Origin of the sequence: Catenulispora pinisilvae (genome assembly GCF_015356865.1) — a bacterium.
In the GTDB taxonomy this organism is placed as follows: Bacteria; Actinomycetota; Actinomycetes; order Streptomycetales; family Catenulisporaceae; genus Catenulispora; species Catenulispora pinisilvae.
In genome coordinates this window covers 1-25056 of the sequence record NZ_JAAFZA010000151.1, presented here as the reverse complement: position 1 = coordinate 25056, position 25056 = coordinate 1, and the positions used below count along the sequence as shown (strand labels likewise).

General features: G+C 70.9%; 20 protein-coding genes. 7 read left to right on the top strand and 13 right to left on the bottom strand.

Features of this window, described 5'->3' with window-relative positions; genetic code table 11:
* Positions 1-1599: D-alanyl-D-alanine carboxypeptidase/D-alanyl-D-alanine endopeptidase (gene dacB, locus IZR01_RS32355; protein ID WP_323747162.1), on the bottom strand; the 1599-nt coding region annotated here is incomplete at its 3' end.
* 94 nt (positions 1600-1693) lie between these two features.
* Here dacB and IZR01_RS32350 point away from each other — a divergent pair.
* Positions 1694-2203, top strand: a complete 510-nt coding sequence (locus IZR01_RS32350) for an inorganic diphosphatase (protein ID WP_194895746.1) — start codon at positions 1694-1696, stop codon at positions 2201-2203.
* Positions 2204-2464: 261 nt separating this feature from the next.
* Here the strand turns inward: IZR01_RS32350 and IZR01_RS32345 are convergent, their stop codons facing one another.
* Positions 2465-3244 carry an ArsR/SmtB family transcription factor gene (locus tag IZR01_RS32345; protein ID WP_228560690.1) on the bottom strand — a complete coding sequence of 260 codons (780 nt, stop codon included), beginning with the start codon at positions 3242-3244 and terminating at the stop codon, positions 2465-2467.
* A gap of 38 nt (positions 3245-3282) precedes the next feature.
* On the opposite strand from IZR01_RS32345, the gene IZR01_RS32340 reads away from it, so the two are divergent.
* Positions 3283-4227 (top strand): MFS transporter, encoded by a 945-nt coding sequence (locus IZR01_RS32340; protein WP_194926082.1) that lies wholly within the window; start codon positions 3283-3285, stop codon positions 4225-4227.
* A gap of 188 nt (positions 4228-4415) precedes the next feature.
* The gene (locus IZR01_RS32335; RefSeq protein WP_194895744.1) at positions 4416-5189 is read left to right on the top strand and encodes a hypothetical protein; all 774 of its coding nucleotides are present in this window, start codon (positions 4416-4418) and stop codon (positions 5187-5189) included.
* Positions 5190-5232: 43 nt separating this feature from the next.
* Here IZR01_RS32335 and IZR01_RS32330 read toward each other — a convergent pair whose 3' ends face one another.
* The 11 genes from IZR01_RS32330 to IZR01_RS32280 form a co-directional block, all read right to left on the bottom strand.
* Entirely contained in the window at positions 5233-5709 is a 477-nt protein-coding gene (locus IZR01_RS32330) for a macro domain-containing protein (RefSeq protein ID WP_194926081.1), read from the bottom strand.
* 96 nt (positions 5710-5805) lie between these two features.
* The gene (locus IZR01_RS32325; RefSeq protein WP_194926080.1) at positions 5806-6279 is read right to left on the bottom strand and encodes an NUDIX hydrolase; all 474 of its coding nucleotides are present in this window, start codon (positions 6277-6279) and stop codon (positions 5806-5808) included.
* A gap of 55 nt (positions 6280-6334) precedes the next feature.
* On the bottom strand, positions 6335-7618 hold the full coding sequence (locus tag IZR01_RS32320) for a C40 family peptidase (protein WP_194926079.1): 1284 nt from the start codon (positions 7616-7618) through the stop codon (positions 6335-6337).
* A gap of 165 nt (positions 7619-7783) precedes the next feature.
* Positions 7784-8341, bottom strand: coding sequence for a GNAT family N-acetyltransferase (locus IZR01_RS32315; protein ID WP_194895740.1), 558 nt, complete (start codon positions 8339-8341; stop codon positions 7784-7786).
* A gap of 60 nt (positions 8342-8401) precedes the next feature.
* The gene (locus IZR01_RS32310; RefSeq protein ID WP_194895739.1) at positions 8402-9034 is read right to left on the bottom strand and encodes a Uma2 family endonuclease; all 633 of its coding nucleotides are present in this window, start codon (positions 9032-9034) and stop codon (positions 8402-8404) included.
* A gap of 192 nt (positions 9035-9226) precedes the next feature.
* The gene (gene topA / locus IZR01_RS32305; RefSeq protein WP_194895738.1) at positions 9227-12037 is read right to left on the bottom strand and encodes a type I DNA topoisomerase; all 2811 of its coding nucleotides are present in this window, start codon (positions 12035-12037) and stop codon (positions 9227-9229) included.
* Positions 12038-12337: 300 nt separating this feature from the next.
* On the bottom strand, positions 12338-13828 hold the full coding sequence (locus tag IZR01_RS32300) for a DUF7059 domain-containing protein (protein WP_194926078.1): 1491 nt from the start codon (positions 13826-13828) through the stop codon (positions 12338-12340).
* An 87-nt stretch (positions 13829-13915) separates the two neighbouring features.
* Positions 13916-16351, bottom strand: a complete 2436-nt coding sequence (locus IZR01_RS32295) for a sodium-translocating pyrophosphatase (RefSeq protein WP_194926077.1) — start codon at positions 16349-16351, stop codon at positions 13916-13918.
* 303 nt (positions 16352-16654) lie between these two features.
* A complete protein-coding gene (locus IZR01_RS32290; RefSeq protein ID WP_194926076.1) occupies positions 16655-17215 on the bottom strand; it encodes an ATP-binding protein in 561 nt (186 codons plus the stop codon).
* A gap of 115 nt (positions 17216-17330) precedes the next feature.
* Positions 17331-17672 (bottom strand): anti-sigma factor antagonist, encoded by a 342-nt coding sequence (locus IZR01_RS32285; RefSeq protein WP_015796998.1) that lies wholly within the window; start codon positions 17670-17672, stop codon positions 17331-17333.
* Between the two features lie 142 nt (positions 17673-17814).
* Complete coding sequence (locus IZR01_RS32280) at positions 17815-17961, bottom strand: hypothetical protein (RefSeq protein WP_194926075.1); 147 nt, start codon at positions 17959-17961, stop codon at positions 17815-17817.
* A gap of 81 nt (positions 17962-18042) precedes the next feature.
* Between IZR01_RS32280 and IZR01_RS32275 the strand changes: the two genes are divergently transcribed.
* The 4 genes from IZR01_RS32275 to IZR01_RS32260 all read left to right on the top strand — a co-directional run.
* Positions 18043-20469 (top strand): DEAD/DEAH box helicase, encoded by a 2427-nt coding sequence (locus tag IZR01_RS32275; protein ID WP_194926074.1) that lies wholly within the window; start codon positions 18043-18045, stop codon positions 20467-20469.
* Positions 20470-20501: 32 nt separating this feature from the next.
* Entirely contained in the window at positions 20502-21065 is a 564-nt protein-coding gene (locus tag IZR01_RS32270; RefSeq protein ID WP_194895733.1) for a Uma2 family endonuclease, read from the top strand.
* Between the two features lie 36 nt (positions 21066-21101).
* Entirely contained in the window at positions 21102-22919 is a 1818-nt protein-coding gene (locus IZR01_RS32265) for an ABC-F family ATP-binding cassette domain-containing protein (protein ID WP_194895732.1), read from the top strand.
* A 215-nt stretch (positions 22920-23134) separates the two neighbouring features.
* Positions 23135-25056 (top strand): sensor histidine kinase (locus tag IZR01_RS32260; protein WP_194926073.1); only part of this gene is annotated, 1922 nt, incomplete at its 3' end.

Here is a 25056-nt window from a genome sequence, read left to right as displayed (position 1 = left end):
GCGTCCCGGCGGCGGCCGAGCGGCGCCGGTGGCGCCGGGCGTGGGCCAGCGCCCCCGCGTGCAGTACGGCGGAGGCCGGTGCCTCGAAGGAGAAGGCAGTCTCGCGGAAAGCCGCGGCGATGCCGTCGCCACCCGATCCACCGCGCTCCGCGCCGCCGCGGCGTCCGGTGCCTGGTCGGCCATCAGGGCGAACACCAGCAGCTGCCCCGAGTTGTCACGCACCAGGCCGGCCAGCGTCACCACACCGGTCAGCGATCCGGTCTTCGCGCGGACCAGGCCGGCGCCGGCCAGCGTGGACTGCGTGGTGTAGCGGCCGTCCTCCGCGAGGGTGCCGGTGAAGCCCGCGACCGGCAGGCCGGTCAGTGCGGCGCGCAGGTCGGGGTGGTTATCCGCGGCCGCTGCCGACAGGACGCGGACCAGGAAGGCCGGGGCGATGCGGTCCTCGCGCGACAGGCCGCTGCCGTCCAGGACGTTCAGGCCCGTCAGGTCCAGCCCGAGCTTCGTCAGCTGGTCCCGGACCGCCGTGACGCCGCCCTGGAACGTCGCCGGCTGCCCGTCGGCCAGTGCCACGTGCCGCAGCAGCGACTCGGCGAGGTCGTTGTCCGAGACCGTCAGCATGTGCTCGACCAGGTCGGCCAGGCGCGGCGAGGTGACCTGCGCGACCTCGGGGTCGGTGCCGGCGGTGGCCGGGACGGGCTTGCCGAGCACCTGGACGCCGTGCGCCGCCAGCCGCTGCGCGAACGCCGCCGCCGCCACCGCGGCCGGGTCGCCCACCCGGGCGCTGAGGTCGACCGCCGGCTGGGCCCGGCCCTCGTCGGTCATCAGGGCGACCACCGGGGCCACGTTGCCGTCCGTGTAGCCGGGCGACCACGTCGGGTTCAGGGCGGGACCGGCGAAAACCGAGGCGTCGTAGCCCAGTGTGACCGATTTCACGCCCTTGGCCGCCAGGGCCTGCGCGGTGCGGGCCGCCAGGTCGTCCAGCGAGGCCGGCCGGTACGCCGGATCGGCAGTCGGCCCGAGCGTCGACAGCGTCGGGTCACCCCCTCCGACCAGCACGATCCCCGCCGACCCGGCGGAGTTCGGGCCCTGCACCACCCGGGTCGCGAACTGGTCGTCCGGCCCCAGCGCGGCCAGTGCGGCCACCGCGGTCACCACTTTGTTCGTGGACGCCGGCGCGAAGCCGTCGGCGGCGTTGTCGTCGAACAACAGCGCCGGCGAAGCCGGGTCGGCGACCGCGATCCCGACGTGCCGGCCGAAGCCCGGCTGCGCCGTCAGCGGCCCCAGCGCGCCGGCCAACTCCGCCGCCGTCAATCCGCCGCCGGCCTTGTCACCTGCGAGAACGGGCGCGAGCGCGGCCCCGGCCGGGACGTGCGTCGGTCCCACGGAGCGGGTCGACGGCGCCGGCGAGGAGGGCGCGATCGAGTGCTGCGACGCCTGCGCCACCGGCACCGCGACGGCCCGCGCCCGGCCGCCCCGCTCGCTCACCCGTTGTCCCCCGGACCACGGACCGGCCGCCCAGACGCAGCCCGCGGCCAGTACGATCCCGAGCGCGGCTGACACAATGGCGGTCGGCAGCGTTCCCGGCACCTGTCTTGCCACTCAGGTCACTCCTTGATCTCGCGAACTCTGTCGTCACCGCCTGTCTGGGCGACACTAGTAGCAGCACCTGAAAGCGCGGAAACGAGGAAAGACCATGGAGTTCGACGTTCTCATCGAGATCCCCAAGGGCCAGCGCAACAAGTACGAGGTCGATCACAAGACCGGCCGCATACGGCTGGACCGGATGCTTTTCACCTCGATGGTCTACCCGACCGACTACGGGTTCATCGAGGACACGCTGTCCCTGGACGGCGACCCGCTGGACGCCATGGTCCTGCTCGACGAGCCCACGTTCCCGGGCTGCCTGATCCGCTGCCGCGCGATCGGCATGCTGAACATGGCCGACGAGGCCGGCGGCGACGACAAGATCCTGTGCGTCCCGGCCACCGACCCGCGCTTCGAGCACCTGCGTGACTATCACCACATCGCGGAGTTCGAGCGCCAGGAGATCCAGCACTTCTTCACCACTTACAAGGACCTGGAGCCGGGCAAGGAGGTCCACCACGCCGAGTGGCAGAACCGGGCCCAGGCCGAGGCCGAGATCCAGCGCTCCTACAAGCGGTTCGAGGACCTGCCGGAAGAGGAGAAGGTCCACCACCTGTAACTCCACCGCCCGTCAGACAGGCGGTGACCACCGTCCGGCCTTCGCCCGGACCGGCGCGGTGCGCGGTTGAGAACGTCGGAGCCCCCGGCGGGAGTGATCCCGCCGGGGGCTTTGCGTCCCGGGGCGGCCTCGCCGCACTCAGCACGGGCCTGCTCGACCTCGTCACACTCGGCACGGGCCTGCTCGACCTCGCCGCACTCGGCGCGGGCCCCCTCGGCCGCGACGCCCCGGACGCATCTCGGGATGGCTCAGGTTCCACCCCTATGACCCCGCGGCGCGCCGGATTGTGACATCCCCGCCAGAGCTCCTGGCCGGCATCCCCGCCAACGAGTCCCCCAGCACGCTGCGGCCGTACAGCACGCTGCGGCCGTGCCGGGCCCGGGACGTCAGTCCGGCATCGAGGAGCACCTTGAGATGCTGGCTCACCGCCCCGGGCGTGACCCCCAGCAGCCGGGCCAGCTCGGTGGTCGACGCCGGCTCGCCGAGCATCAGCAGCAACCGGGCCCGCGGCGCGCCCAGCAACCGCTCCAGCGCCGGCCCGGGCGGCGGCGGGACCACCCGCTCGGCCATCGTCGCCAGCCCGCGCGCCGGATAGAGGATCCACGGCGGGAGCGTCGGGTCGATGAGGCTCAGCGCCCCGTGTGCGAAGCAGGTCGGGGCCAGCAGCACGCCCTGTCCGGTGGCGGGCACGTCGTAGACGGGAACGGCCGGGACGTACGACCCCTGGTCCCAGCGGATCACCAACCGGCGGCCGTCCCAGCTGAGCCGGTTGCTCAGGCCGGTGAACAGGGCGCCGGCCCCGCGCTCGACCAGCGTCCGGGCCCGGTACACGATGTCGGCCTCCAACACCGACCGCGCCCGCGGCCACCACTCCGGCGCCAGACACGTCTCCCAGTACGCCTCGAACTCGTCGGCGATCTCGGCCAGCAGCCCGGCCGGATCGTCCCGGCCGCGCGCCAGCCGCTCCGGGACCGCGCCGTCGATGCCGACGAAGGCCCGCTCCAGCCCGGTCCAGATCCGCTCGGGCGGGGTGGCCCGCAACTCCGCCGACGTTCTGGGCGTTCGCGGCGGTGGCCTGCTTGTCCACAGCTGTGGACCGCGCGGCGTCGGCCGTGCGGCAGGCGCTCTACGCGCGGGCCTTCGATCCTCGGACCCGGGTCGCGGACCGGGCGGCGATCCGCGCGGTGACGAACGTGGCGATCGGCGTCGGGGCGGCGACCGCCGCGCTGGTGTTGCAGGCGGACAGCCGGTGGCTGTTCCAAGCCGCGATAGTGGCGAACGCGGTCAGCTTCCTGGGTGTGGTGGCGCTGCTGCCGGGGATCGCGATCCGGGAGCCGGCCGGCGGCTCCGCGGCCGGTATCTCCGCGGCCGAGGTCCCCGACCAGTCAGCCTCCCTTGCCGCTCCCGGCTCCCCCGAGGCCCGGCCACCGGCGAAAATCCGCGTCGCCCGGTCCTACCAGGCGGTCTCGGCCCTGAACGCGGTCATGACGCTCCAGTTCGCCTTCTTCGACATCGGCCTGCCGCTGTGGCTGCTCCAGGACACCCGCGCGCCGCGCTTCATGGTCTCCGGGATGTTGATCCTCAACACCGTCCTGGTCGTCCTGTTCCAGGTCCGGGTGGCCCGCGGCGTGACCGGGATCGCGGCGGCCACCCGGGCGACCTGGCTCGGAGCGCTGACCCTGGCCGGCGCGTGCGTGGTGACGGCCTGCGCCAAGGGGCTGTCACCGGTCGCGGCCGTGGCCGTGCTGCTGCTGGCCGGCGTGCTGCTGAGCGCCGGCGAGGTGCTGACCCAGGCCGGGTCCTGGACCCTGAGGTACGACCTCGCCGACGACCGGGCCGTCGGCGCCTACCAGGGCGTGTTCAACGCCGGTACCGCGGCCGGGCAGATGGCCGGGCCGCTCGTGGTCACCCAGACCGCCATCCGGCACGGTCTGGCCGGCTGGACCGAGTTGGGCGCCGCCTTCGCGCTGGCCGGGTTCGCGATGGTGCCGGTGGCGCGGCGGGCTGACGCCGCGCGGTCCTGATGGCCCTGACGATCCTGGCGGTCCTGACGATCCTGACGGTCCTGACGATCAGAATCATTCTTCGTACCCTGAGATGCCCCGATTCGAGAAATCCCCGAGATCCCTGAGATCTCCGTAAGTCCGCTGGCCGCCCGCGCCCCCGCCCGCTAACATCGGCCCCTCCGCGACCGGCGAGAGGGGCCGCAGCCATGAGCAAATACCGGGTCAACGTCTGCCTGCCGCCGTCCGCGCTCCCCGACGTCCCGGGGGCGCTGGCCGAGGCGATGGCGCCGTTCGACATGAACCGCGGCGACGACTTCGATCCGGACGCGACCTGGGACTGGTACCGGGTGGACGCCGGCCGCCAGCGCTTCGCCGTGAAGCCCCGGCACGACGGCGACTCCCGGCTGATCCACGCCGACCCGGTGGTCGTCGGCACCCCGCACGAGCCGCTCCGCTGCGACGGCGGCCCGCGCGGCCTGCTGGACTTCGACGCCTGCCGCCGCGCGGCCCGCACCGAGGCGCTGACCTACTGGGAGTCCCAGCAGCGCGACTTCGAACGCCTGGTAGCCGACCATCCCCCGGCCGAACCGCTGACCGCGTTCCTGGCCCGGCACGCCGCCGACCCCGAGGGCTACCCCCGCAAGCAGGCGGTCGCCGACCACCACGCCCAGCCGCTGATCAAAGCCCTGAACCACCAGTCGGTCTTCGAACGCTACCCGAGCCTGGGCGCCTGGGTCCTCGGCCCGGACACCGACCCGATCACCGTCTACACCCGCGACCCGCGACCCGGCTTCGAGCTGGCCGAGACCTGGGCCGTGGCGCGCGCCGCGCTGCTCACCCTGGACGGCGAGTGGACCGGGATCAAGCCCTACAGCCCCGAGCCGGACGAGGAGAGCGACACGTTCGCCCGGCGGTCCACGGCGTACTTGGAGGAGCTGGACGAGGACTGTGTCGTCGTGCGGCTGCTGTGCCACTGCTGACGGCAGGTTGTGCCGCTGCTGTCGGCAGAGGGCGCGGCGCACGTCAGTCGTGGTCGTAGATCGTGACCGCTATGCCGCGCTCCCCCAGCCGCGCGGCCACCAACGGCTCGACCCGCCCCCACTTTCCCCCGGCCAGCCCGCAGCCGATCCGCGGCATGTGCACGGACGCCCCGAGCTCCAGCGCATGCCCGGCAAGCCGTGCCAGGCACTGGTCGAGGGCCTCGTACCGGATCGGCGGCCCGGCCGAACCGGTCTTGGTCCCGTGCTGCCCGATCATGTTGGCCACCCACAGCCCCCGGCCGACCGCGACCACCTGCACCGCGCCCAACCCGAAGTCGTTGGCCGACCGCTCGCGGTACCACTTCCGGAAGGCCTTCTCAGGCTCCTGCCACCGTGCCGACACCGCCAGCACGAAGCCCTTGCCCCAGCCGCCCCGGTCGTTGCAGACATGGGCGATCAGCTTCGGTCCCTTCGCCTGCGGAACCGTCGCGTCACCGGCTAGGTATCGGATGGCGGCCATACCGCCATCATCCGGCCCGGGTCTGACAGCCGCGAGCCGATTAACGCGAGCCGATTAAGCGGGGAACTCGGCGGTCCGGCTCAGGCCTCTGCGAACTCAAGCCTCCGCGAACCACGTCGTCTCGATCCCGTCGAGGTAGCGCCGCACACACTTCTCGTGCCGCTCGGGCAACGCGGGCAGCTCCGCGATCGGAAACCATCCGACGTCGACCGACTCGTCGTCGTTGACGCGCGCGGAGCCCCCTGTCGGCGCGCAGACGAATCCCACGTCCAGGAACACGGTCTCGTCCCCGTTGGGGTGCGTGTGCTGACTCGTCACGTCCACCGCCAGCACCCGCTCGGCCCGGGCCGTCACGCCGGTCTCCTCCAGGATCTCGCGCACGATCCCCGCGGCCGGCTGCTCGCCCGGGTCCAGACAGCCGGTGACGAGCGTCCATCGGAGGTCGTCGGCCCGCCGCACCAGCAACACCCGCTGCGCGTCGTCGACGACCAGGCCGGTGACCCCGGGGAGCCACAGCAGGTCGTGGCCGATCTTCTTGCGGATGTCGACGATGAACTCGGGGATCGGCATGCTGTCACGCTATCGGCGTTGCCGCACCAGCCACGTCTGCGCGCTGCCGGCGCCGCTACGGCCGTCCGTAGAAGCTCGGCGTCCCGTTGATCCACAACGACTGCTGCTCCACCACCCCGCCGGGGTGCGGCGCCTGGATGATCCGGTCGTTCCCGATGTAGACGGCCTCGTGGTAGATGGTGTGCGGGTCGCCGCCGTCCTCGGCCCAGAAGACCAGGTCGCCGGGGCGGAGCTGGCTGTACGTGAGCGGGTGCATCGCCAGGTACTGCCACTGCGCCGGGTGCGGGAAGGACCAGCCGCCGGCTTCCAGGCCGCGCATCGCCAGGCCCGAGCAGTCGAACACGTCCGGGCCCGCGCCGCCCCAGACGTAGGGCTTGCCGAGCTGCGCGTAGATGTAGTTCAGCATCAGGCGGACGGCGCCGTCGGCGAACGGCACGGGGCCCACCGCGCCGGCGCTCGGCACCGACATCGCGCCGCCGCCACCAGCGGCTGCCTGCGCCCGCGCCTGCGACGCCCCGCTCGCCGCTGCCGACCGCGCCGCGGCCGCGGCAGCCGCGGCCGCCTGCCGGGCCGCCGCCTGCTGCGCGGCCACCTCCGCCAGCCCGGTCTGCCGCTGCTGCTCCAGCCCGACCTCGACGCCCTGCGCCGCCGCCAACTCCCGCACCAGCCCATCGCGCTGCGCCTGGATCCCGGCCAGCTGCGCCTGCGCGCCGGCCGCCGCCGCCCGCGCCGCGTCCAGCGCGCTCTGCGCCCGCGCTTGCGCGCGCCGCTGGTCCGCGGCCGTGCGGTCAGCCTGCTGACGCGCCGCCGCCGCGGCCTTCGTGGCCTGCCGGGCGCCGGCCACGGCCAGCGCCTCGGCCGCGTCGTGGTTCGCCAGGGCCTGCCGCTGGACCGCGAAGTCGTGCAGCGAGCTGGCGTGCAGCAACGTCAGCGCGGCCGCCATGTCCGGGCCCTGGCGGTACGTCTCGGCCGCGAACGCCCCGAGCCGCTGCTCGGCCTGGTGCTGCGCGTCCAACGCCGCGGCCGCGCTGGTGCGGGCCGCGTCGGCCGCCTGCGCCGCTGTCGCCGCCTGCGCCACGGCCGTGTCGTACGCCTCCGCCGCCAGCCCCGCGCTCGCCTGGAGGGACCGCAGGCGGCCGTCGGCGGCGTCCAGGGCGGTCTGGATCCGGTCGGCCGCCGACTGCCGGTCGCGGACGTCGGCCTTCGCCCGGTCGATGTCCCCCTGCCCGGGGATCACCGGCGTGCTCGGGTCCGCGTATGCCACGGTGCTGAGCAGCACGGCGGCCAGGACCGTGGCCGTCACGAGCGTCGCCCGCCGGCCGTTCCCGCGTCCCCGCATGCCGAACTCCTTCCGCGCCGCCCGAGTGAGTGAGTGTCCGAATGGCTGTGGGATGAGCTACCCACCACCATCGGCAATACTTCATCACAAAATGGACGTATCGCGCGGAGCGTGGTCACAGGGTCGGCGGTTTCCACCGAACGAGGGACCCGGCGCCGGAGATGATCACAAAGCCCTGCGGTACCGGGTCTCGTCCAGCACCTCGGTCCCGGCCTCGAACCCGGAGACCCCGCCGACGTGCCGCCACCCGGTGTGTTCGTAGAACGCCCGCGACGCGCCGTTGGTCGCCAGCACCCACAACGTCGCCTCGACGTACCCCTGGGCCCGCAGCCGCTCCAGCGCGGCCTCCTGCAACCGGGCCCCGATCCCGAGCCGCCAGATCGCCGGATCGAGGTATATGGCGTACAGCTCCCCCACGCTGCCCTCGGCGGACCCGTCAGCCAGATCGGCGTCCCGGCTGGGCCCCACCGACGCGAACCCGGACACCACCCCGCCCACCTCGGCGACCAGCACCTCCACCCGCTGCGCCGCCCGATCGGCCAGCATCCGCCGCGCACTGAGCACGAACCCGTCCACCGACAACCCGGCCAGATAGTCGGCCGGCATCAGCCCCGAATAGGCCACCTGCCACGAGGCGTGCCGCACCCTCCCGATGTCCTCGGCGTCCCCGGCCACCGCCTCGCGGATGTGGACGCCGTGGATGGGGTGCGTGCTCGAACTCATGCGCGTCATTATGGCCGGTCCGCCCCACTCCGGGTCGGCCGAACGCGCCAAGTTGATCGATCAGTCGTAGTCGCCGAGGGTGCCGAAGTCGATGTCGATATCGAAGGGCACCGAGACCTTCAAGCGGTCGCCGAACGTTCCAGTCAGGCTGTAGTCCCCGGTGAGCGGGTCGAGGGCGTAGACGTAGGCGATCATCCCCTCGCCGTCCCGCTCGATCAGCCACAGGTTCTTGATGCCGGCCCGCGCGTATTTCGGCGGCTTGACCTCATGATCGCGCTCGACGGACTCCGGCGAGACGATCTCGATGGCCAGCGCGATGTCCTCGGGTCGATAGAAGGTCTCGGTCCGGTCCGGCCGCTTCGCCGATGCGGCGACCACGAGGACATCCGGCTCCGGCCGGTTCCGGTTGTCCAGCCATGCGGTCATCTCGTGGGTGACGCGCCAGCCCTCCGGCGCGCTCGACCGCAGGACCGTCCGGAGGAAGAACATGACCAGGCTATGCCAGGCACCTTGCGGAGACACGAAGACCAGACTCCCGTTGAGCAGTTCGGTATGGGGAGGGAGCCCTGGCAACCGGTCCAGGTCGGCGGAGGTGAAACCGTCGACCGGAGGCACGATCCAGCTCGGCCAGGCCTCCTCGGGAGGCTCGCCCGAGGACTGCTCCAAGGCCGGAGGTAGGGTCGCCACGCTCATGCTCCGATCTTACGAACGGTCTCCGCTTCGATACCCAGCGTAAATGAGATCAAGGCTTTTCTTCACTCGGACGAGCGAAGAAAACCCGACCATATTCACTCCTTCCAGCGAACCCGCTCACTCATAGGAGTCTCGCTGCCGAGCCCAGGGCCGGAGCCGGGCCAAGCCGGCCGGCTCCCACCCGCCGCCGACCTACTTAGCCGCCGACCCAGCCGCCTTCTTAGCCGTCGTCTTCTTAGCCGCCGTGGCCTTCGCCGTCTTCGTCCCCGAAGCCGCCGTCTTCTTCGCGGCGGTCTTCTTCGCCGGAGCCTTCTTGGCCGTCTTCTTCGCCGGCCCCTTGGCCCGCTTCTCGGCCATCAGCTCGTAAGCCTTCTGCGGCGTGATCCCCTCGACCGTCTCGCTCTTGGGAATCGTCACGTTGGTCTCGCCGTCGGTCAGGTACTCGCCGTAGAAGCCCGACTTGATCACGATCGGCTTCCCCGAGACCGGGTCCGGACCCAGCTCGCGCAGCGGCGGCTTGGCCGCGCCCCGGCCGCGGGCCTTCGGCTGCTTGTAGATCTCCAGTGCCTCCTCGAGCGTGATCGTGAAGATCTGCTCCTCGGAGGTGATCGAGCGGGAGTCCGCACCCTTCTTCAGGTACGGGCCGTACCGCCCGTTCTGCACCGTGATCTCCTCGCCGGACTCCGGGTCGGCGCCGACCACGCGCGGCAGCGACATCAGCTGCAGCGCCTCCTCCAGCGTCACCGAGTCCAGGTCCATGCTCTTGAACAGGGAGCCGGTGCGGGCCTTCACCGCCTTCTTGCCGCGGGTCGGGGTGCCCTCGGGCAGGACCTCGGTGACGTACGGGCCGAAGCGCCCGGCCTTGGCCACGACCTCGAAGCCGGTCGAGGGGTCCTTGCCCAGTTCGCGGTCGCCGCTGGGGAGCAGGAACAGCTCCTCGGCGAAGGCCTCGGTCAGCTCGTCCGGCGGCAGGTCGTCGGGGACCGAGGCGCGCTGCTGGGTCCCGTCCTCCAGGTTGCGCTCGATGTACGGGCCGAAGCGGCCGACGCGCAGGATGATCCCGTCGTTGCCGACCGGGAAGGAGTTCACCTCCCGGGCGTCGATGTTGCCCAGGTCGGTGACCAGGTCCTTCAGTCCGCCGAGGTGGTCGGCGACGCTGCCGCGGTCGCCGGAGACGACCCGCTCGCCCTCGGTCGGGCCGAAGTAAAACCGTCGCAGCCACGGCACCCGCTGCGCCTCGCCGCGGGCGATCCGGTCCAGGTCGTCCTCCATGCGCGCGGTGAACTCGTAGTTCACCAGGTCGCCGAAGTGGTTCTCCAGCAGCCCGACCACCGCGAACGCGATGTAGGACGGCACCAGCGCCGTGCCCTTCTTGAACACGTAGCCGCGGTCCAGGATCGTGCCGAGGATCGTCGAGTAGGTCGAGGGCCGGCCGATCTCGCGCTCTTCCATGTCCTTGATCAGCGAGGCCTCGGTGAACCGGGCCGGCGGCTTGGTCGAGTGCCCGTCCGCGGTGACCTTGGTGGTGGTCAGCGCGTCGCCCTCGGCCACCGCGGGCAGCCGCTGCTCGGAGTCGTCCAGCGCGGCGTCCGGGTCGTCGGTGCCCTCCACGTAGGCCTTCAGGAAGCCGTGGAAGGAGATGATGCGGCCGCTGGCGCTGAACTCCACGTCCCGGCCGTCGGAGGCGGCGCCGCCGACCTTCACGGTCACCGTGTGCCCGGTGGCGTCCTTCATCTGGGAGGCGACGGTGCGCATCCAGATCAGCTCGTAGAGCCGGAACTCGTCGCCCTTGAGGCCGGTCTGCGCCGGCGTGCGGAAGGTGTCGCCGGAGGGCCGGATGGCCTCGTGCGCCTCCTGCGCGTTCTTCACCTTGGAGTCGTAGCGGCGCGGCACGTCCGGCAGGTAGTCGGCGCCGTACAGCTCGCGCACCTGGGTCCGCGCGGCCTTCAGCGCGGTGTCCGACAGCGTGATGCTGTCGGTACGCATATAGGTGATGTAGCCGTTCTCATACAGGCTCTGCGCGACCCGCATGGCGCGCTTGGAGTCCATGCCGAGCTTGCGGCTGGCCTCCTGCTGCATCGTGGTGGTCCGGAACGGCGCGTAGGGCGAGCGCCGGTACGGCTTGCGCTCCACACCGCGGACGCTGAAGTCGGCGTCCCGCAGCGCGGCGGCCAGCGCCTTGGCGGTGACCTCGGTCAGGTGGGCGACGTTCTGGCTGTTCGGCTTGAGCCGGCCGTCCGGGCCGAAGTCCCGGCCGGAGGCGACCCGCTTGCCGTCGACGGAGGCCAGCCGGGCGGCCATCGTGCGCGGGTCGTCCGGGCCGGCGGCCTTCAGCGTCTCGAAGACGCCGTTCAGGTCCCAGTACTCGGCGGCGGTGAACGCGATGCGCTCCCGCTCCCGCTCCACGACCATGCGGGTGGCCACCGACTGCACCCGGCCCGCGGACAGCCCGGTGCGGACCTTCTTCCACAGCACCGGGGAGACCTCGTAGCCGTAGAGCCGGTCCAGGATGCGCCGGGTCTCCTGGGCGTCGACCAGCGGCATGTCGATGTCGCGGGTGTTGCGGGCGGCCTCCTGGATCGCCTCGCGGGTGATCTCGTGGAACACCATGCGCTTGGCGGGGACCTTGGGCTTGAGCACCTCCTGCAGGTGCCAGGCGATGGCCTCGCCCTCGCGGTCCTCGTCGGTGGCGAGCAGGAGTTCGTCGGCTTCCTTGAGCAAGTCCTTGAGCTTGGCGACCTGCTTCCGCTTGTCGGCGTTGACCAGGTACAGCGGCTCGAAGTCGCCGTCCACGTCCACGCCGAGCCGACCCATGGAGGTGCCCTTGTACTTCTCGGGCACCTCGTCGGCCCCGGCCGGGAGGTCGCGGATGTGGCCCACCGAGGCCTCCACGGTGTAGCCCGGGCCGAGGTAGCCCTTGATCGTCTTCGCCTTGGCCGGCGACTCGACGATGACCAGCCGGCGAGTCGCCGCGCCCGAGTCCGCTGAACCCTTGCCTGCCACCGTTACCTCTGCTTCCCAGCTTCTAGCCCCAAGGGATACGCGCTTGGGCGTACCCCGCACACCGCGGTACGACACGTGGTTCGGAAACCGCGACACCAACGGAGAGTGACCGTACCTCAGCCGTACGTCTCCGCGCTGTCTACTGTGTCCTACTCGTTGTCTTGAATGGTCGGCGTACAACCGAACGTTAACCCGAACTGGCGTATAGGACGGAACCGGAAAACGCCAGAGACGGGACGGATGCGACGCGGGACAACCGGTGTTGAGGGGATAGACCCTGATGACAGCGCCGAGTGTGCGCTACCCGACGGGGAACAGATATCCGTCCTCGACCAGCCCCCGGATGGCCTCGACCGCTCCGGTCCGCAGGTTCTGGCCGTCGATTCCGTAGCGTTCGCCCACAGCGTCCAGAATTTCCCCCAGGGGGGTCTCGCCGTCGGAGGCGCCCACCACGGCCGCCCCGACCGGGTCGATGTCCGCCGAGCGCATGAAACCCTCCTGCTGGCTCAGCCGCGAGGAGTCCGTGCCCCAGCCGCTGCCGCCCTCGTACGTCGGCCGCGCCAGCTGCTCCCAGCGCACGTCCGGCGCCACGGCCAGCTTGCGGTGCATGAGCTCGCCGTCGTCGGTGTCCCGCAGGAAGTCGTGCCGGGCGAACCAGCTGGGGATGTGCGGGCCCAGCGGCTGCTCCACCGGGTGCGAGATCTCCTCCAGCCGCAGCAGCGGGTGCTCGGCGCCGACGTTGTGCAGGGTGATCCAGCCGAACCCGATCGCGTTGACCCGGTTCTGCTCGAAGTAGTCCAACCAGGCGTCATAGCGGCGCAGATAGTCCGGGGTCCCGTACTCGCCGGAGTCCCGCAGCCACAGCTCGACGTACTCAGCCGGGTCCTGCGCCTCCCGCTGCACCACCCACGCGTCGCAGCCGGTCTCCCGCACCCACCCGGCCACCCGCTCGCGCCAGTCCACGCCGTCCACGTGCAGCCAGTTGGCCAGCACCTGGCACCAGCCGTTCTCGGCCAGGTGCCGATGCGCGTTGCTGATCAGCTGGCGGCACACCTCATCGGCCGGCAACCCGGAGTCGCGGTAGACGAAACGACCGCCCTGCGCGGCATTGTCAGGTGAGATGACGAACGGCGGATTGGAGACGATCAGATCGAACTTCTCCCCCTGAACCGGCTCGAACAACGAACCTTCCCGCAGATCGAACGGCCCGACCCCGGAGAGCTGCTGAGTCAGCCGCGCCAGCTTGAGCGCCCGCGGATTACGATCGGTACCGACCACTCGGTCGACATGCGTCGCCAGATGCAGCGCCTGCACCCCACCGCCGGTCCCGACGTCGAGCGCGGAGCCGAACTGGTCCCGAATGGTGAGCTGGGCCAGCGTGGTGGAGGCGCCACCGACCCCCAGCACGTGATCCTCCCGCACCGGATGCCCCTGCCCCTGTGCGTGCAGGCCGCCGGACAGGTCGGAGACCAGGTACCAGTCGTGCCCGTCATCGTCGCCATAAGGCCGGATGTCGATAGCGGCCCGCACCTGGTCCCCATCCACCTGGACAAGCTCAGCGGCCAACGACTCCGCCACCGGCAACGCCGCCTCCGCCGCCTTCCGATCCACCGGCTGCTGAAGCAGGAAGAGCCGAATCAAGGTCTCGACCGGCGAACCCCCGGTCGTAGCGCGCAAGGCCGGGACGCTCTCACTCCGGGCCAGCGCCGAGTAGGCGAGCGGGCCGAGCACTTCCAGGACGCCGTCCACGGTGTAGTCGGCCTTGATCAGGGCTTCGCGCAGCTTCTCCATGGGTCCATTGTCCCGGGAAACGCGAAGCGCCCCCGACCCGAAGGCCGAGGGCGCCCCTTTAATAGGAGAGAACTCCCGGAGGACCGCTCAGATCGACTGCGCCGAAGCCTCCATCGACGTGTCCTCGTCCCCGCTCCGCGGCGCGCCGGGCGCGCCCGCCGTGCCCTCGACCGGCGCGGAGGGGCCGGAGCCCACCGCGGAGTTCGAGTCCGAGTTGGAGTCCGACACGGCGATCGACTTGCGCTTGCTGTTCCACACCGCCGCGACGATGACCAGCAGGGCCACGATCGCGATCAGGGCGCGGACGCCGGCGTTGGCCGAGGTGCCGATCGACAGCTGCACCACGGCCGGCGCGATCAGGAGGCTGACCAGGTTCATCACCTTGATCAGCGGGTTGATCGCGGGGCCGGCGGTGTCCTTGAACGGGTCGCCGATGGTGTCGCCGACGATGGTCGCGGTGTGCGCCTCGGAGCCCTTGCCGCCGAAGTTGCCGTCCTCGACCAGCTTCTTGGCGTTGTCCCAGGCCCCGCCGGAGTTCGACAGGAAGACCGCCATCAGGACGCCGGCGCCGATGGTGCCGGCCAGGTAGGAGCCCAGCGCCCCGACGCCGAGGGTGAAGCCGACCGCGATCGGCGCCATCACCGCCAGCAGACCCGGGGTGACCAGCTCGCGCAGCGAGTCGGTGGTGACGATGTCCACCACCCGGCCGTACTCGGGACGGCCGGTGCCCTCCATGATCCCGGGGATCTCCCGGAACTGGCGGCGGACCTCGTACACGACCGCGCCGGCCGCCCGGGACACGGCGTTGATCGCCAGGGCCGAGAACAGGAACACCACGGCCGCGCCGATGATCAGACCGAACAGGTTGCGCGGGTCGCCGACGTTGAGGACGCCGCCGAACTGCAGGGACTGCTCCACGCTGCCCAGCTTGGGATTGTGGACCTTGGCGACGGTCTCGGTGATCTTCTGGGTGAACGACCCGAACAGCGCGGTCGCGGCCAGCACGGCGGTCGCGATCGCGATGCCCTTGGTGATCGCCTTGGTGGTGTTGCCGACCGCGTCCAGCGAGGTCAGCACCTTCGCGCCCTCCTCGCCGACGTCGCCGGACATCTCCGCGATGCCCTGCGCGTTGTCCGAGACCGGCCCGAAGGTGTCCATCGCCACGATGACGCCGACCGTGGTCAGCAGGCCGGTGCCGGCCATGGCCACCGCGAACAGCGACAGCGTCAGCGAGGCGCCGCCGAGCAGGTACGCCAGGAACACGCCGCCGCCGATCAGCAGCGCCGAGTAGACCGCGGACTCCAGGCCGATGCCGATGCCGGCCAGGACCACTGTCGCCGGCCCGGTCAGCGAGGTCTTGCCGATGTCCTGCACCGGACGCCGGGTGGTCTCGGTGAAGTACCCGGTCAGCACCTGGATGACGGCGGCCACGACGATGCCGATCACCACCGCTCCCAGCGCGATCAGGCGCGGGTCCTTGGTGGCGGCGTCAGCCAGCACCGAGGGGTCGACGTGGTCCAGCGAGGAGATCTTGCTGGGCAGATAGGTGAAAGCCGCGATCGCCACCAGGATCACCGCCACGACGGCACTGATGAAGAACCCGCGGTTGATCGCCGCCATCGCGTTCTTGTCACCGGTGCGCGGGGACACCGAGAAGATGCCGATCACCGCGGTGATCACGCCGAGCGCCGGCACCATCAGCGGGAACACCAGGCCCTGGGTGCCGAAGGCGATCTTGCCCAGGATCAGCGCCGCGACCAGCATCACCGCGTAGGACTCGAACAGGTCCGCGGCCATGCCCGCGCAGTCGCCGACGTTGTCGCCGACGTTGTCCGCGATCGTCGCGGCGTTGCGCGGGTCGTCCTCGGGGATGTTCTGCTCGATCTTGCCGACCAGGTCCGCGCCGACGTCGGCGGCCTTGGTGAAGATGCCGCCGCCGACGCGCATGAACATGGCCAGCATGGCCGCGCCGAAGCCGAAACCCTCCAGCACGTTCGGAGCGTTGCCCTTGTAGATGAGCACCACCAGGGCGGCGCCGAACAGGCCCAGGCCGACGGTGAACATGCCGACCACGCCGCCGGTGCGGAACGCGATCCGCATCGCCCGCGGCGAGCCGGACTCGTTCGCCGCCGCGGCCACCCGCACGTTCGAGCGCACCGCCAGCCACATGCCGACATACCCGGTGGTCGCCGAGAAGGCGGCTCCGATCAGGAAGAAGACCGAGCGGCCGATGCGTTGCGACCAGTCGTCGGCGGGCAGCGCCAGCAGCAGGAAGAAGGCCACGGCCGCGAAGATCGCCAGCGTGCGGAACTGCCGCGCGAGGTACGCGGACGCGCCTTCTTGCACCGCTGCCGCGATGCGTTTCATGTTCTCTGTGCCCTCACTGGCCGCCAGCACCTCTTTAACGAGGATGCCGGCGACGCCGAGCGCACCTAGGGCGATCACGGCCACCACGAAGATCCAGGCGAGGTTGCCCCCGGCCAAAGGGATCACCGTCGAGCCGCTGTCCGCGAATCGCGGCATACGTCCTCCACTGTGACGATCCGTATTCCGACGCTGTAACTCCGACGCTGTAACTCAGATCACAGCCAATGGCAGGGGAGTCTACGCGCGAAAGGACGAGGTCGGTCAACAGATCGTTTCGCCGACCTCACGGATCGCTATGTGATGAAGGACACTTTTCACTCGGTTTGGTGAATGCAAGTGGCTCTTGATGAGGGCTGATACCCGAAAATCGGCGGGACGCCCATGGGTGGTGACGCCCCGCCGCGAGAGGCCGGAACGGGGCTACTCGGACACTGCGATCCGGCCCATTCCAACAAGTGTTCAGAAATCCTTGACGGGCCATCCCATACGCACCGAACCGCCGTCCGGGCCGGAGGTGATGTCGAGATCGTCGACCAGTCCGGTCAGGACCGCCAGCCCCATCTCGGCGTCGTCGAGGTCTTCGTCGTCGTCCTCGGCGATCTCCGCCTGGGCCGCGGGCTCACCCTCGGCGGCGGCCTCGTCCTCGGCGCCCTCGGCCACGCCGGCGCCGACCCCGGCGCGCGGGGCGGGCACGGCGCCGGAGACCTTGTCGGCCACCGTCACCACGAACCGGTCGGCGACCAGGCCGGAGCCGGACTCGTCGATCGCGTCCAGCACCACCACCACCGGCTCGCCGGGGCAGTGCCGCTGGTGCAGGCCGACGGCCCGGGAACAGGCCTCGCCGACGGCCAGGCGGACCTCGTCCAGCAGACCGGCCTCCACCCCGACCCGGCGGGCGTGGGCGACCGCGACCAGCCGCGCGGTCCTGACGTGCTCGGGCTGCGGAGTGAACCGCAGCAGAACGGCCGTGGCGCTCTCCGTCTTGGCCACCGTGCCGACGGCCGACGATTGCGCATCCATGTTGGCAGACCCCTTAGGAACAAGTGCGGGATGGGACGACCGGCCGACGGACCCGCCGGCGCGGCGCGGCGGGACCGCGCGGCGCTGTGCCGGACGCGGGCCCGCCGCCGAACCGCTAGTCGACGGCGGTGACGGCCTGCTCCACGCTGTCGCTGATCGGGAACACCTTGGTCAGCCCGGTGATCCGGAAGATCTTCAGGATCCGCTCCTGGGTGCAGACCAGGCGCAGCGAACCGTCGTGCGCCCGGACCCGCTTGAGCCCGCCGACCAGGACGCCCAGCCCGGTGGAGTCCAGGAAGTCCACGTCCTCCATGTCCACGATCAGGTGGTACTTCCCGGCACCGACCAGCTCGACCAGCTGTTCCCGGAGCTTGGGGGCGGTGTACACGTCGATCTCCCCGCCGACCTTGACGATCGTCCGGCCGTTCTCGTCTCGCGTCTCCAGCTTCAGGTCCACTGTCGGCCTCCAAAATCGGTGCCTTCCCGCCGCGGCGGGGGTGAGAAAAGGTGTGTCCTCGGCAACACAAAGTACAGCTTCACCCGGGTCAGGGCTTGAGCACAGTCAATCACCTCGGGGTGACACTCGGCCACGATTCGCGTCAAGTGCCCTCTAATGGTGCGTCAGGTTGGGCCCGATCGCGGGGAGGCGGGGACGCCGCGCCGTCGGAGTCCAGGTCTTGGTCCGTGTCGGAGTCGGTGTCGCGGTCCGTGTCCGAGTCGGTGTCGCGGTCCGTGTCGTGATCCATGTCGTGTCGGATGCTCGTTCGGATCCCGTCTGGTGAAGTCGGGCATGGAAGGGGTCGCCGCTGGGCGGATACTGGACTGCGATGCCGCCGACTCCTCCTTACCAGCAAAACCCCGGCACGGGTGGTGTGTCCACACCAGAACCCGCGCCGGATGGCGCCATCCCGGAATCCGGCGTGATCGCCGGTCCCCACCATCAAACGCTGGAGAGACTGATCTCGGTTCCCGCGTCTCGCGCGGAACGTGTGACGCATGTGCGCGTGGTGCCGGCCCGGGACGCCGAGCACGCCGAGTGGCCGGAGTGGGTCGACGAAGCCGTGGTGCACGGGTTCCGCGAGCGCGGCGGGGTGCCCCGGCCGTGGCGGCACCAGGTCGCGGCGGCCGAGGCGGCGCGCGCGGGCAGGCATGTGACCCTCGCCACGGGCACCGCCTCCGGCAAATCGATGGGCTTCCAACTCCCGGCCCTGACCGCGATCCGCGAGAACGCGGGCACGACGCTGTACCTGGCGCCCACCAAGGCCCTGGCCGCGGACCAACTCAGGCGTCTCACTCGTTTGGACGTACCGGGCGTCCGGGCCGGTCTGCTGGACGGCGACACGGACGGCGAGGCCCGCGACTGGGTACGTCAGCACGCGAACTACGTCCTGAGCAACCCGGACATGCTGCACTACTCGCTGCTCCCAGGACACGCGCGCTGGGCGCTGTTCCTCCGGAAGCTGCGTTATGTCGTCATCGATGAGTGCCACACCTATAAAGGTGTCTTCGGGTCACATGTGGCGGCCGTCCTACGCCGGCTGCGGCGCATCTGCGCCCGCTACGGCTCCAGTCCGACCTTCATACTGGCGTCGGCCACCACCGCCGACCCGGCCATCTCTGCGTCCCGGCTCACCGGGCTGGACGTCTCCGCGGTTACGGACGACTCTTCTCCGCGCGGCCCTTTAGTGTTCGCCCTCTGGGAACCTCCCCTGACCACCTTCATCGGGGAACACGGAGCGCCGGTCCGGCGCTCCGCCACCGCCGAAGCCGCGGACTTGCTGACCGACTTGGTCCTGGACGACGTCCGCACTGTCGTCTTCACCCGGTCCCGGCGCGGCGCCGAACAGGTGTCCATGCAGACGCGGGACTACCTGGAGGAACGCCATAGGGGATACGGGAACCGGATCGCGGCGTACCGCGGCGGCTACCTGAAGACCGAACGCCGCGCCCTGGAAGCCGCGCTGCACATGGACCCGACCCAGGACGGCGCGCTCGTCGGGCTGGCCGCCACGACGGCCCTGGAGCTCGGCGTGGACGTCGCAGGACTCGATGCCGTCCTGATGGCCGGGTTCCCCGGTACGCGGGCCTCCCTGTGGCAACAGGCGGGGCGCGCCGGGCGGGCCGGGCAGGGCGCGCTGGCGGTCCTCATCGCCCGCGACGACCCGCTGGACACCTACCTGGTGCACCACTCGGAGTCGATCTTCGACCGCCCGGTCGAGGCCGCGGTCTTGGACCCGGACAACCCCTACGTACTGGCGCCGCATCTATGCGCGGCGGCGGCAGAACTCCCTATTACGGATTCCGACCTGTCGCTGTTCGGCCCCACCGCCGAAGCCCTCCTGACGGACCTCACCCGCCGCGAATACCTCCGGCGCCGCCCCACCGGCTGGTACTGGACCCGCCGCGAGCGCCCCTCAGCGCTGACCGACCTGCGCGGTACCGGCGGGCCGTCGGTACGGATCGTGGAAGACAAGACCGGGCGGCTGCTGGGAACCGTGGACGAGGGCGCGTCCCACTCCACAGTCCACGACGGCGCCGTGTACCTGCACCAGAGCCACACCTACCTCGTGGACAAGCTGAACCTGGAGCAGAACATAGCGCTGGTCCACCGCGCCGACCCGGACTACACGACCATGGCCCGGGACGTGGTCCAGGTGACCATCCTGGAGACCGAGCAGACCCAGGACTGGGGCGACGCCTCCCTGCACTTCGGCTCGGTCGAGGTGAGCACCCAGGTGGTCTCCTACCTGAAGCGCAAGGCCGGCACCGGCCAGATCATCGAGACCAAACCCCTCGACCTCCCCGAACGCATCCTCCGCACCCGCGCCGTCTGGTGGACCGTCGACCCCGCGGCCCTGCGTGAAGCCGAACTCGACGCGGCCATGAGCGCCGGCGCCGCCCACGCGGCCGAACACGCCTCCATCGGCCTGCTCCCCCTGTTCACCCCCTGCGACCGCTGGGACATCGGCGGCGTCTCGATGCCGATGCACCCCGACACCGAACGCCTCACGGTGTTCGTCTACGACGGCCACCCCGGCGGCGCGGGCTTCGCCGAGCGCGCGTACGGCTCGGCGGCCGCGTGGCTGACCGCGACCCGGGACGTGATCGCGGCGTGCGAGTGCCTGGAGGGGTGCCCTTCGTGCGTGCAGTCGCCGAAGTGCGGGAACGGGAACAATCCGCTGGATAAGGCGGGGGCGGCGCGGCTACTCAATTTGGTCCTTTCGAGTGTTTCGAACACAGAGAGCGACGGCTAGGCTGGCCACAGATCAAAGGGAGGAGTGGGGACATGTCTGTGGAGACGATCGACTACTCGTGGATGCACGAGCAGATAAGCGCAGAGCAGTACGACGCCATGCCGGAGGAGCTTTGCCGCAACATCGAAATCGTCGACGGGATGGTCCACGTGAGCCCCAAACCGACCCCCTTCCACAACGATGTGGCGCGCTGGATCGCGAATAGCATCGAGGCGGCAGGCCGCCCTACGTGGCGGACGACGACGGATGTGGATCTCCGGCTCCGGGACATCCCACTGCTCAACCGTCAGCCCGACGTCCTGGTCTACAAAGCTGACACGCCACGCAACCGGCGCATTCCGCTAGAGGCCGTGCTCGCCGTGGTCGAGATCGTGTCTCCCGGCTCGGAGAGCACCGACCGCGTGCACAAACCGCTTGAATACGCGGCCGCGGGAATCCGGTTCTATTGGCGGGTCGAGATCAACGCGGGCACCCCGGTCGTCTACACCTACGAGCTGGACCGAAGGACTAACACCTACAGCGGCACCGGCATTTTCGAGGACACCGTGAAGGCCAACCTCGGCTTCCCGGTAGAGATCGATCTCACGGACGTCTGAGCACCGCCCAGGCCGCCACCCGGTAGCGTTGTCGGAATGGCACCCCAAGCTGTCAACCTGGTCAACCTAGAGAACGTCTCCAAGGCCTACACCGCCCGCACCCTCCTCGACGAGGTCTCCCTCGGCCTGTCCGAGGGCGACCGGATCGGCGTGGTCGGCCGGAACGGCGGCGGCAAGTCGACCTTGCTGCGGGTGCTGGCGAAACTCGACGAACCGGACTCCGGGCGCGTCACCCATACCGGCGGGCTGCGGATCGCCTTCGTCGGGCAGCACGACACCCTGGACCCGGAGGCGACCATCCGGCACGAGCTGGTCGCCGACCGGCCCGACCACGACTGGCTGGCCGACGCCCGGGTGCGCGACGTCATCACCGGCCTGTTCGGCGGCACCGACTTCCCCAACTTCCCCGACGGCATGGACACCCGGATCGGGCCGCTGTCCGGTGGCGAGCGGCGGCGGGTGGCGCTGGCCAAGGCCCTGATCAACGAGCACGACCTGCTGCTGCTCGACGAGCCCACCAACCACCTGGACGTCGAGGGCATCGCCTGGCTGGCCCGGCATCTGGCCACCGCCAAGCCCGCGCTGCTCACCGTCACCCACGACCGCTGGTTCCTGGACGCCGTCACCACCCGGACCTGGGAGGTCGTCAACGGCCAGGTCCTGGACTACGACGGCGGCTACTCGGCCTACGTCCTGGCCCGCGCCGAGCGGCAGCGGCAGGCCGACGCCGAGTGGGACCGCAAGCAGAACCTGCTGCGCAAGGAGCTGGCCTGGCTGCGGCGCGGGGCCCCGGCCCGGACCAGCAAGCCGAAGTTCCGGATCGAGGCGGCGAACGAGCTGATCGCCGCCGAGCCGCCGGCCCGGGACAGCACCGAGCTTCAGAAGTTCGCGACCAGTCGGTTGGGCCGGACCGTCTATGAGTTGGAGGACGTGTCCTACGCCGTCGGCGAGGGCGCCGAGCAGAAGCAGTTGCTCCAGCACGTCACCTGGCAGCTCGGCCCCGGCGAGCGGCTGGGCCTGATCGGCGTCAACGGCTCCGGCAAGTCCTCACTGGTCCGGCTGCTGCTCGGCGAGGCGCAGCCGGATTCCGGACGGGTCGTCACCGGCGTCACCGTGAAGCCCGCGCACCTGTCGCAGGAGGTGGCCGAGATCGACCCGACCTGGCGGGTGCTGGAGGCGGTCGAGAAGGTCCACTCCTCGGTCGAGATCGGCAGGGGCAAGACCCTCACCGCCGGGCAGCTGCTGGAGCGGTTCGGCTTCGCCGGCGAGAAGCAGTGGACCCGGGTCGGCGACCTGTCCGGCGGCGAGCGGCGCCGGCTACAGCTGCTCAGGCTGCTGATGGACGCCCCGAACGTGCTGCTGCTGGACGAGCCCACCAACGACCTGGACATCGACACCCTCACCGCTTTTGAGGACATCCTGGACGGCTGGCCGGGCAGCCTGCTGGTGGTCAGCCACGACCGCTACTTCCTGGAGCGCACCACCGACCGGGTCGCCGCGCTGTACGGGGACGGCCGGGTCCGGCTGCTCCCGGGCGGCGTCGACGAGTACCTGACGTACCGCGAACAGCGCGCCGCGGAGGTTTCCAACTCCCGCACAACCAAAGCCCCCGCCCAGCCGTCAAACCAGACGAGCAGCAGTGCGGGCTCGCGCGAAGACCGGGCCGTGAAGAAGGAACTGGCCCGCATCGAGCGGCGCCTGGACAAGATCGCGGAACTGGAGACCGGTCTGCATGACGAACTGTCGCGGATTGGGGGAGACTATCTCGCGGCGGCCGATGCGGACGCTAAGCTACGCGAGTTGCATGAGGAACGTCTCCGTCTAGAGGATGAGTGGTTCTCACTCTCCGCCTAGACGGGAACTGACTTCAGGCCGGACCGGGCGACCGGTCGGGTGGGTCGTGGGGGCCCGCCGGTGTGACGTCGATGCTGGCCGCGGGTTCCGCCCGCGGCTGGAGCAAGGGGGAGACGCGTGGCCTGCTACGCGGACGGACGGCCCGAGGGGGCCGAGTGTCCGATTCGCCTTCGCCGCGCGCCGAACCGGGCTCGGAACCAGGGTGGGGGACGATCGTGAGCACGCCCACGGACACCGCCAACCGGGGCCCGGCCGACCGGGACACCGGATCGAAGGACCCGTACATCCGCGGCACCGACGAGACCGTCCTGCTGGACCTGCGTGAGCTGCGGGCCCAGGAGGCCGCGGAGCAGGAGACCCGGCAGGCGGCCGCCAGCCCCGGGACGGAGCTGGAGCGCTACCACGGCTCGCACCGCCGGGACGCCGTCCTGTACGCCGACGGCGGCACCGCGATCCCGCTGGACCGGGTCCGCGAGGTCTGCCACGACCTGCGCCAGCCGGTCGCCGCGATCCTGATGCTGGCCTCGGCCGCCGAACTGCGGCCGGACGTGCCCGAGCGGGTCCGGGAAGTGCTCCAGGAGATCATGACCCAGACCGAGGACATATCCTCGACGGTCCGCCAGTTCCTGGACGACGCCAAACAGGGCGTGGACGGCCTGGGCGAACCGGTCCCGTGCAACGTGGCCGGCCTGGCCGCGGAGTCCGTGGAGCGCTGGCGGGCCACCTTCGACGGCGATCTGGCCCTGGCCGCGGCCGAGGACCCGCTGCACGTGACGGTGGACCCGGTGCTGTTCAAGAGGGCGCTGGGCAACGTACTGTCCAACGGCACCCGCGCCGCCGGCGAGGCCGGCCGGGTCCAGGTGACCGTCCGCCGCTTCGAGACCGCCGAGGGCGAACGCGCCGTGATCGAGGTCGACGACAGCGGCCCCGGCTTCGGCAACATCCCGGCCGGCCACGGCCTGGGCCTGGCGGTGGTCCGCCGCACCATAGAAGCGGCCGGCGGCGCGGTCGAGTTCGCCGAGGGGCCCCTGGGCGGCGCCCTGGTCCGCCTGGTCCTCCCGGTCACCCCGATCCGCCCGCTGAGCGCCGACGACGAACTGACGAAGACCTTCCACGGCGAGATCACCCTGTCGGAGCTGGCCGCACAGCTCGCGATGGGGAACCTGCACAAGGCGCTGGCGGACTTCGATGACGACGATAACGACGATGACGATGAGGACGACGGGGACGACTTCGATTTCGCGGAAGTCGTGGACGTCGCGGATGTCTTGGATGTCTTGGATGTCTTGGACGTCGCGGACATCGTGGACAACGAGCTCGACGCGAACTCCGCGTCCGCCTACGAGGACACCACCGCAGCGGCACCGGTAGCCAGCGGCCACGCGCTCACGACACGGTTCAGCGCCTGGCCGGAGCCGATGGCCATCTCCGGGACGCCAGAGCAGCTGGCGATCGGCGGGGCACCGGAACAGGCGAACCCGTTCGCGAGCGAGAACCGGAGCTACTTCGGGCTGCCGACCCAGCCGACGGCCGCGGAGCGGGAGATCGCGCCGGCGGCGAATGCCGACCGCGGGTTCTTCGGACTGCCGCTGAAGAACGATGTCGCCACGCCGACGTCCGCGACCACTCCCGCGCAGATCGCGGCGCCGACACCGCGCCAGGCTGACGTCTCCGCGCATCCGGTTCCCGCCGGGCTGTTCTCGCCGCGCCGGGCTGGTTCACTGGCGCAGGGGGAGATCGCCGCTGCCACGCCGGCCGCCGCGCACCCGGCCCGCTCTGGCTCGCAGGCCCCGCACTACCCCGCGGCGCCCGCGATCGCCGCCCAAGCTGTCGCCGCTCCTCAGGCTCCAGCCACTCCCGCGCCCCCAGTCGCCGCTGCTTCTCCCGCCGCCGCGCCTCAGTCCCGGGATGCGCAGATCTTCGCCACGCCCGCGCCGGCACTCGCTGGCTCTATCTCGCAGACCGCCGCCCATGCATCCGCTACGGCTCACCCGGCTGGTTCTCAGATACCGAGCGCGATCGCCGCCGCCCAAGCCACCGCGGCGCCTCAGTCCCAGGATGCGCAGATCTTCGCCGCGCCCGCGCCCGCGCCGGCGCTCGCCGTCCAAGCCGCCGCGGCGCCTCAGTCCCCCACCCC

Bases quoted from the DNA above. Each gene is read 5' to 3' on its own strand.
- IZR01_RS32265 (WP_194895732.1), top strand. From the start codon at position 21,102: ATGGCACCCCAAGCTGTCAACCTGGTCAACCTAGAGAACGTCTCCAAG.
- IZR01_RS32320 (WP_194926079.1), bottom strand. From the start codon at position 7,618: ATGCGGGGACGCGGGAACGGCCGGCGGGCGACGCTCGTGACGGCCACG.
- IZR01_RS32295 (WP_194926077.1), bottom strand. From the start codon at position 16,351: ATGCCGCGATTCGCGGACAGCGGCTCGACGGTGATCCCTTTGGCCGGG.
- IZR01_RS32350 (WP_194895746.1), top strand. From the start codon at position 1,694: ATGGAGTTCGACGTTCTCATCGAGATCCCCAAGGGCCAGCGCAACAAG.
- IZR01_RS32330 (WP_194926081.1), bottom strand. From the start codon at position 5,709: ATGGCCGCCATCCGATACCTAGCCGGTGACGCGACGGTTCCGCAGGCG.
- IZR01_RS32290 (WP_194926076.1), bottom strand. From the start codon at position 17,215: ATGGATGCGCAATCGTCGGCCGTCGGCACGGTGGCCAAGACGGAGAGC.
- IZR01_RS32315 (WP_194895740.1), bottom strand. From the start codon at position 8,341: ATGAGTTCGAGCACGCACCCCATCCACGGCGTCCACATCCGCGAGGCG.
- IZR01_RS32270 (WP_194895733.1), top strand. From the start codon at position 20,502: ATGTCTGTGGAGACGATCGACTACTCGTGGATGCACGAGCAGATAAGC.
- IZR01_RS32275 (WP_194926074.1), top strand. From the start codon at position 18,043: ATGCCGCCGACTCCTCCTTACCAGCAAAACCCCGGCACGGGTGGTGTG.
- IZR01_RS32335 (WP_194895744.1), top strand. From the start codon at position 4,416: ATGAGCAAATACCGGGTCAACGTCTGCCTGCCGCCGTCCGCGCTCCCC.
- IZR01_RS32300 (WP_194926078.1), bottom strand. From the start codon at position 13,828: ATGGAGAAGCTGCGCGAAGCCCTGATCAAGGCCGACTACACCGTGGAC.
- IZR01_RS32325 (WP_194926080.1), bottom strand. From the start codon at position 6,279: ATGCCGATCCCCGAGTTCATCGTCGACATCCGCAAGAAGATCGGCCAC.
- IZR01_RS32280 (WP_194926075.1), bottom strand. From the start codon at position 17,961: ATGGATCACGACACGGACCGCGACACCGACTCGGACACGGACCGCGAC.
- IZR01_RS32310 (WP_194895739.1), bottom strand. From the start codon at position 9,034: ATGAGCGTGGCGACCCTACCTCCGGCCTTGGAGCAGTCCTCGGGCGAG.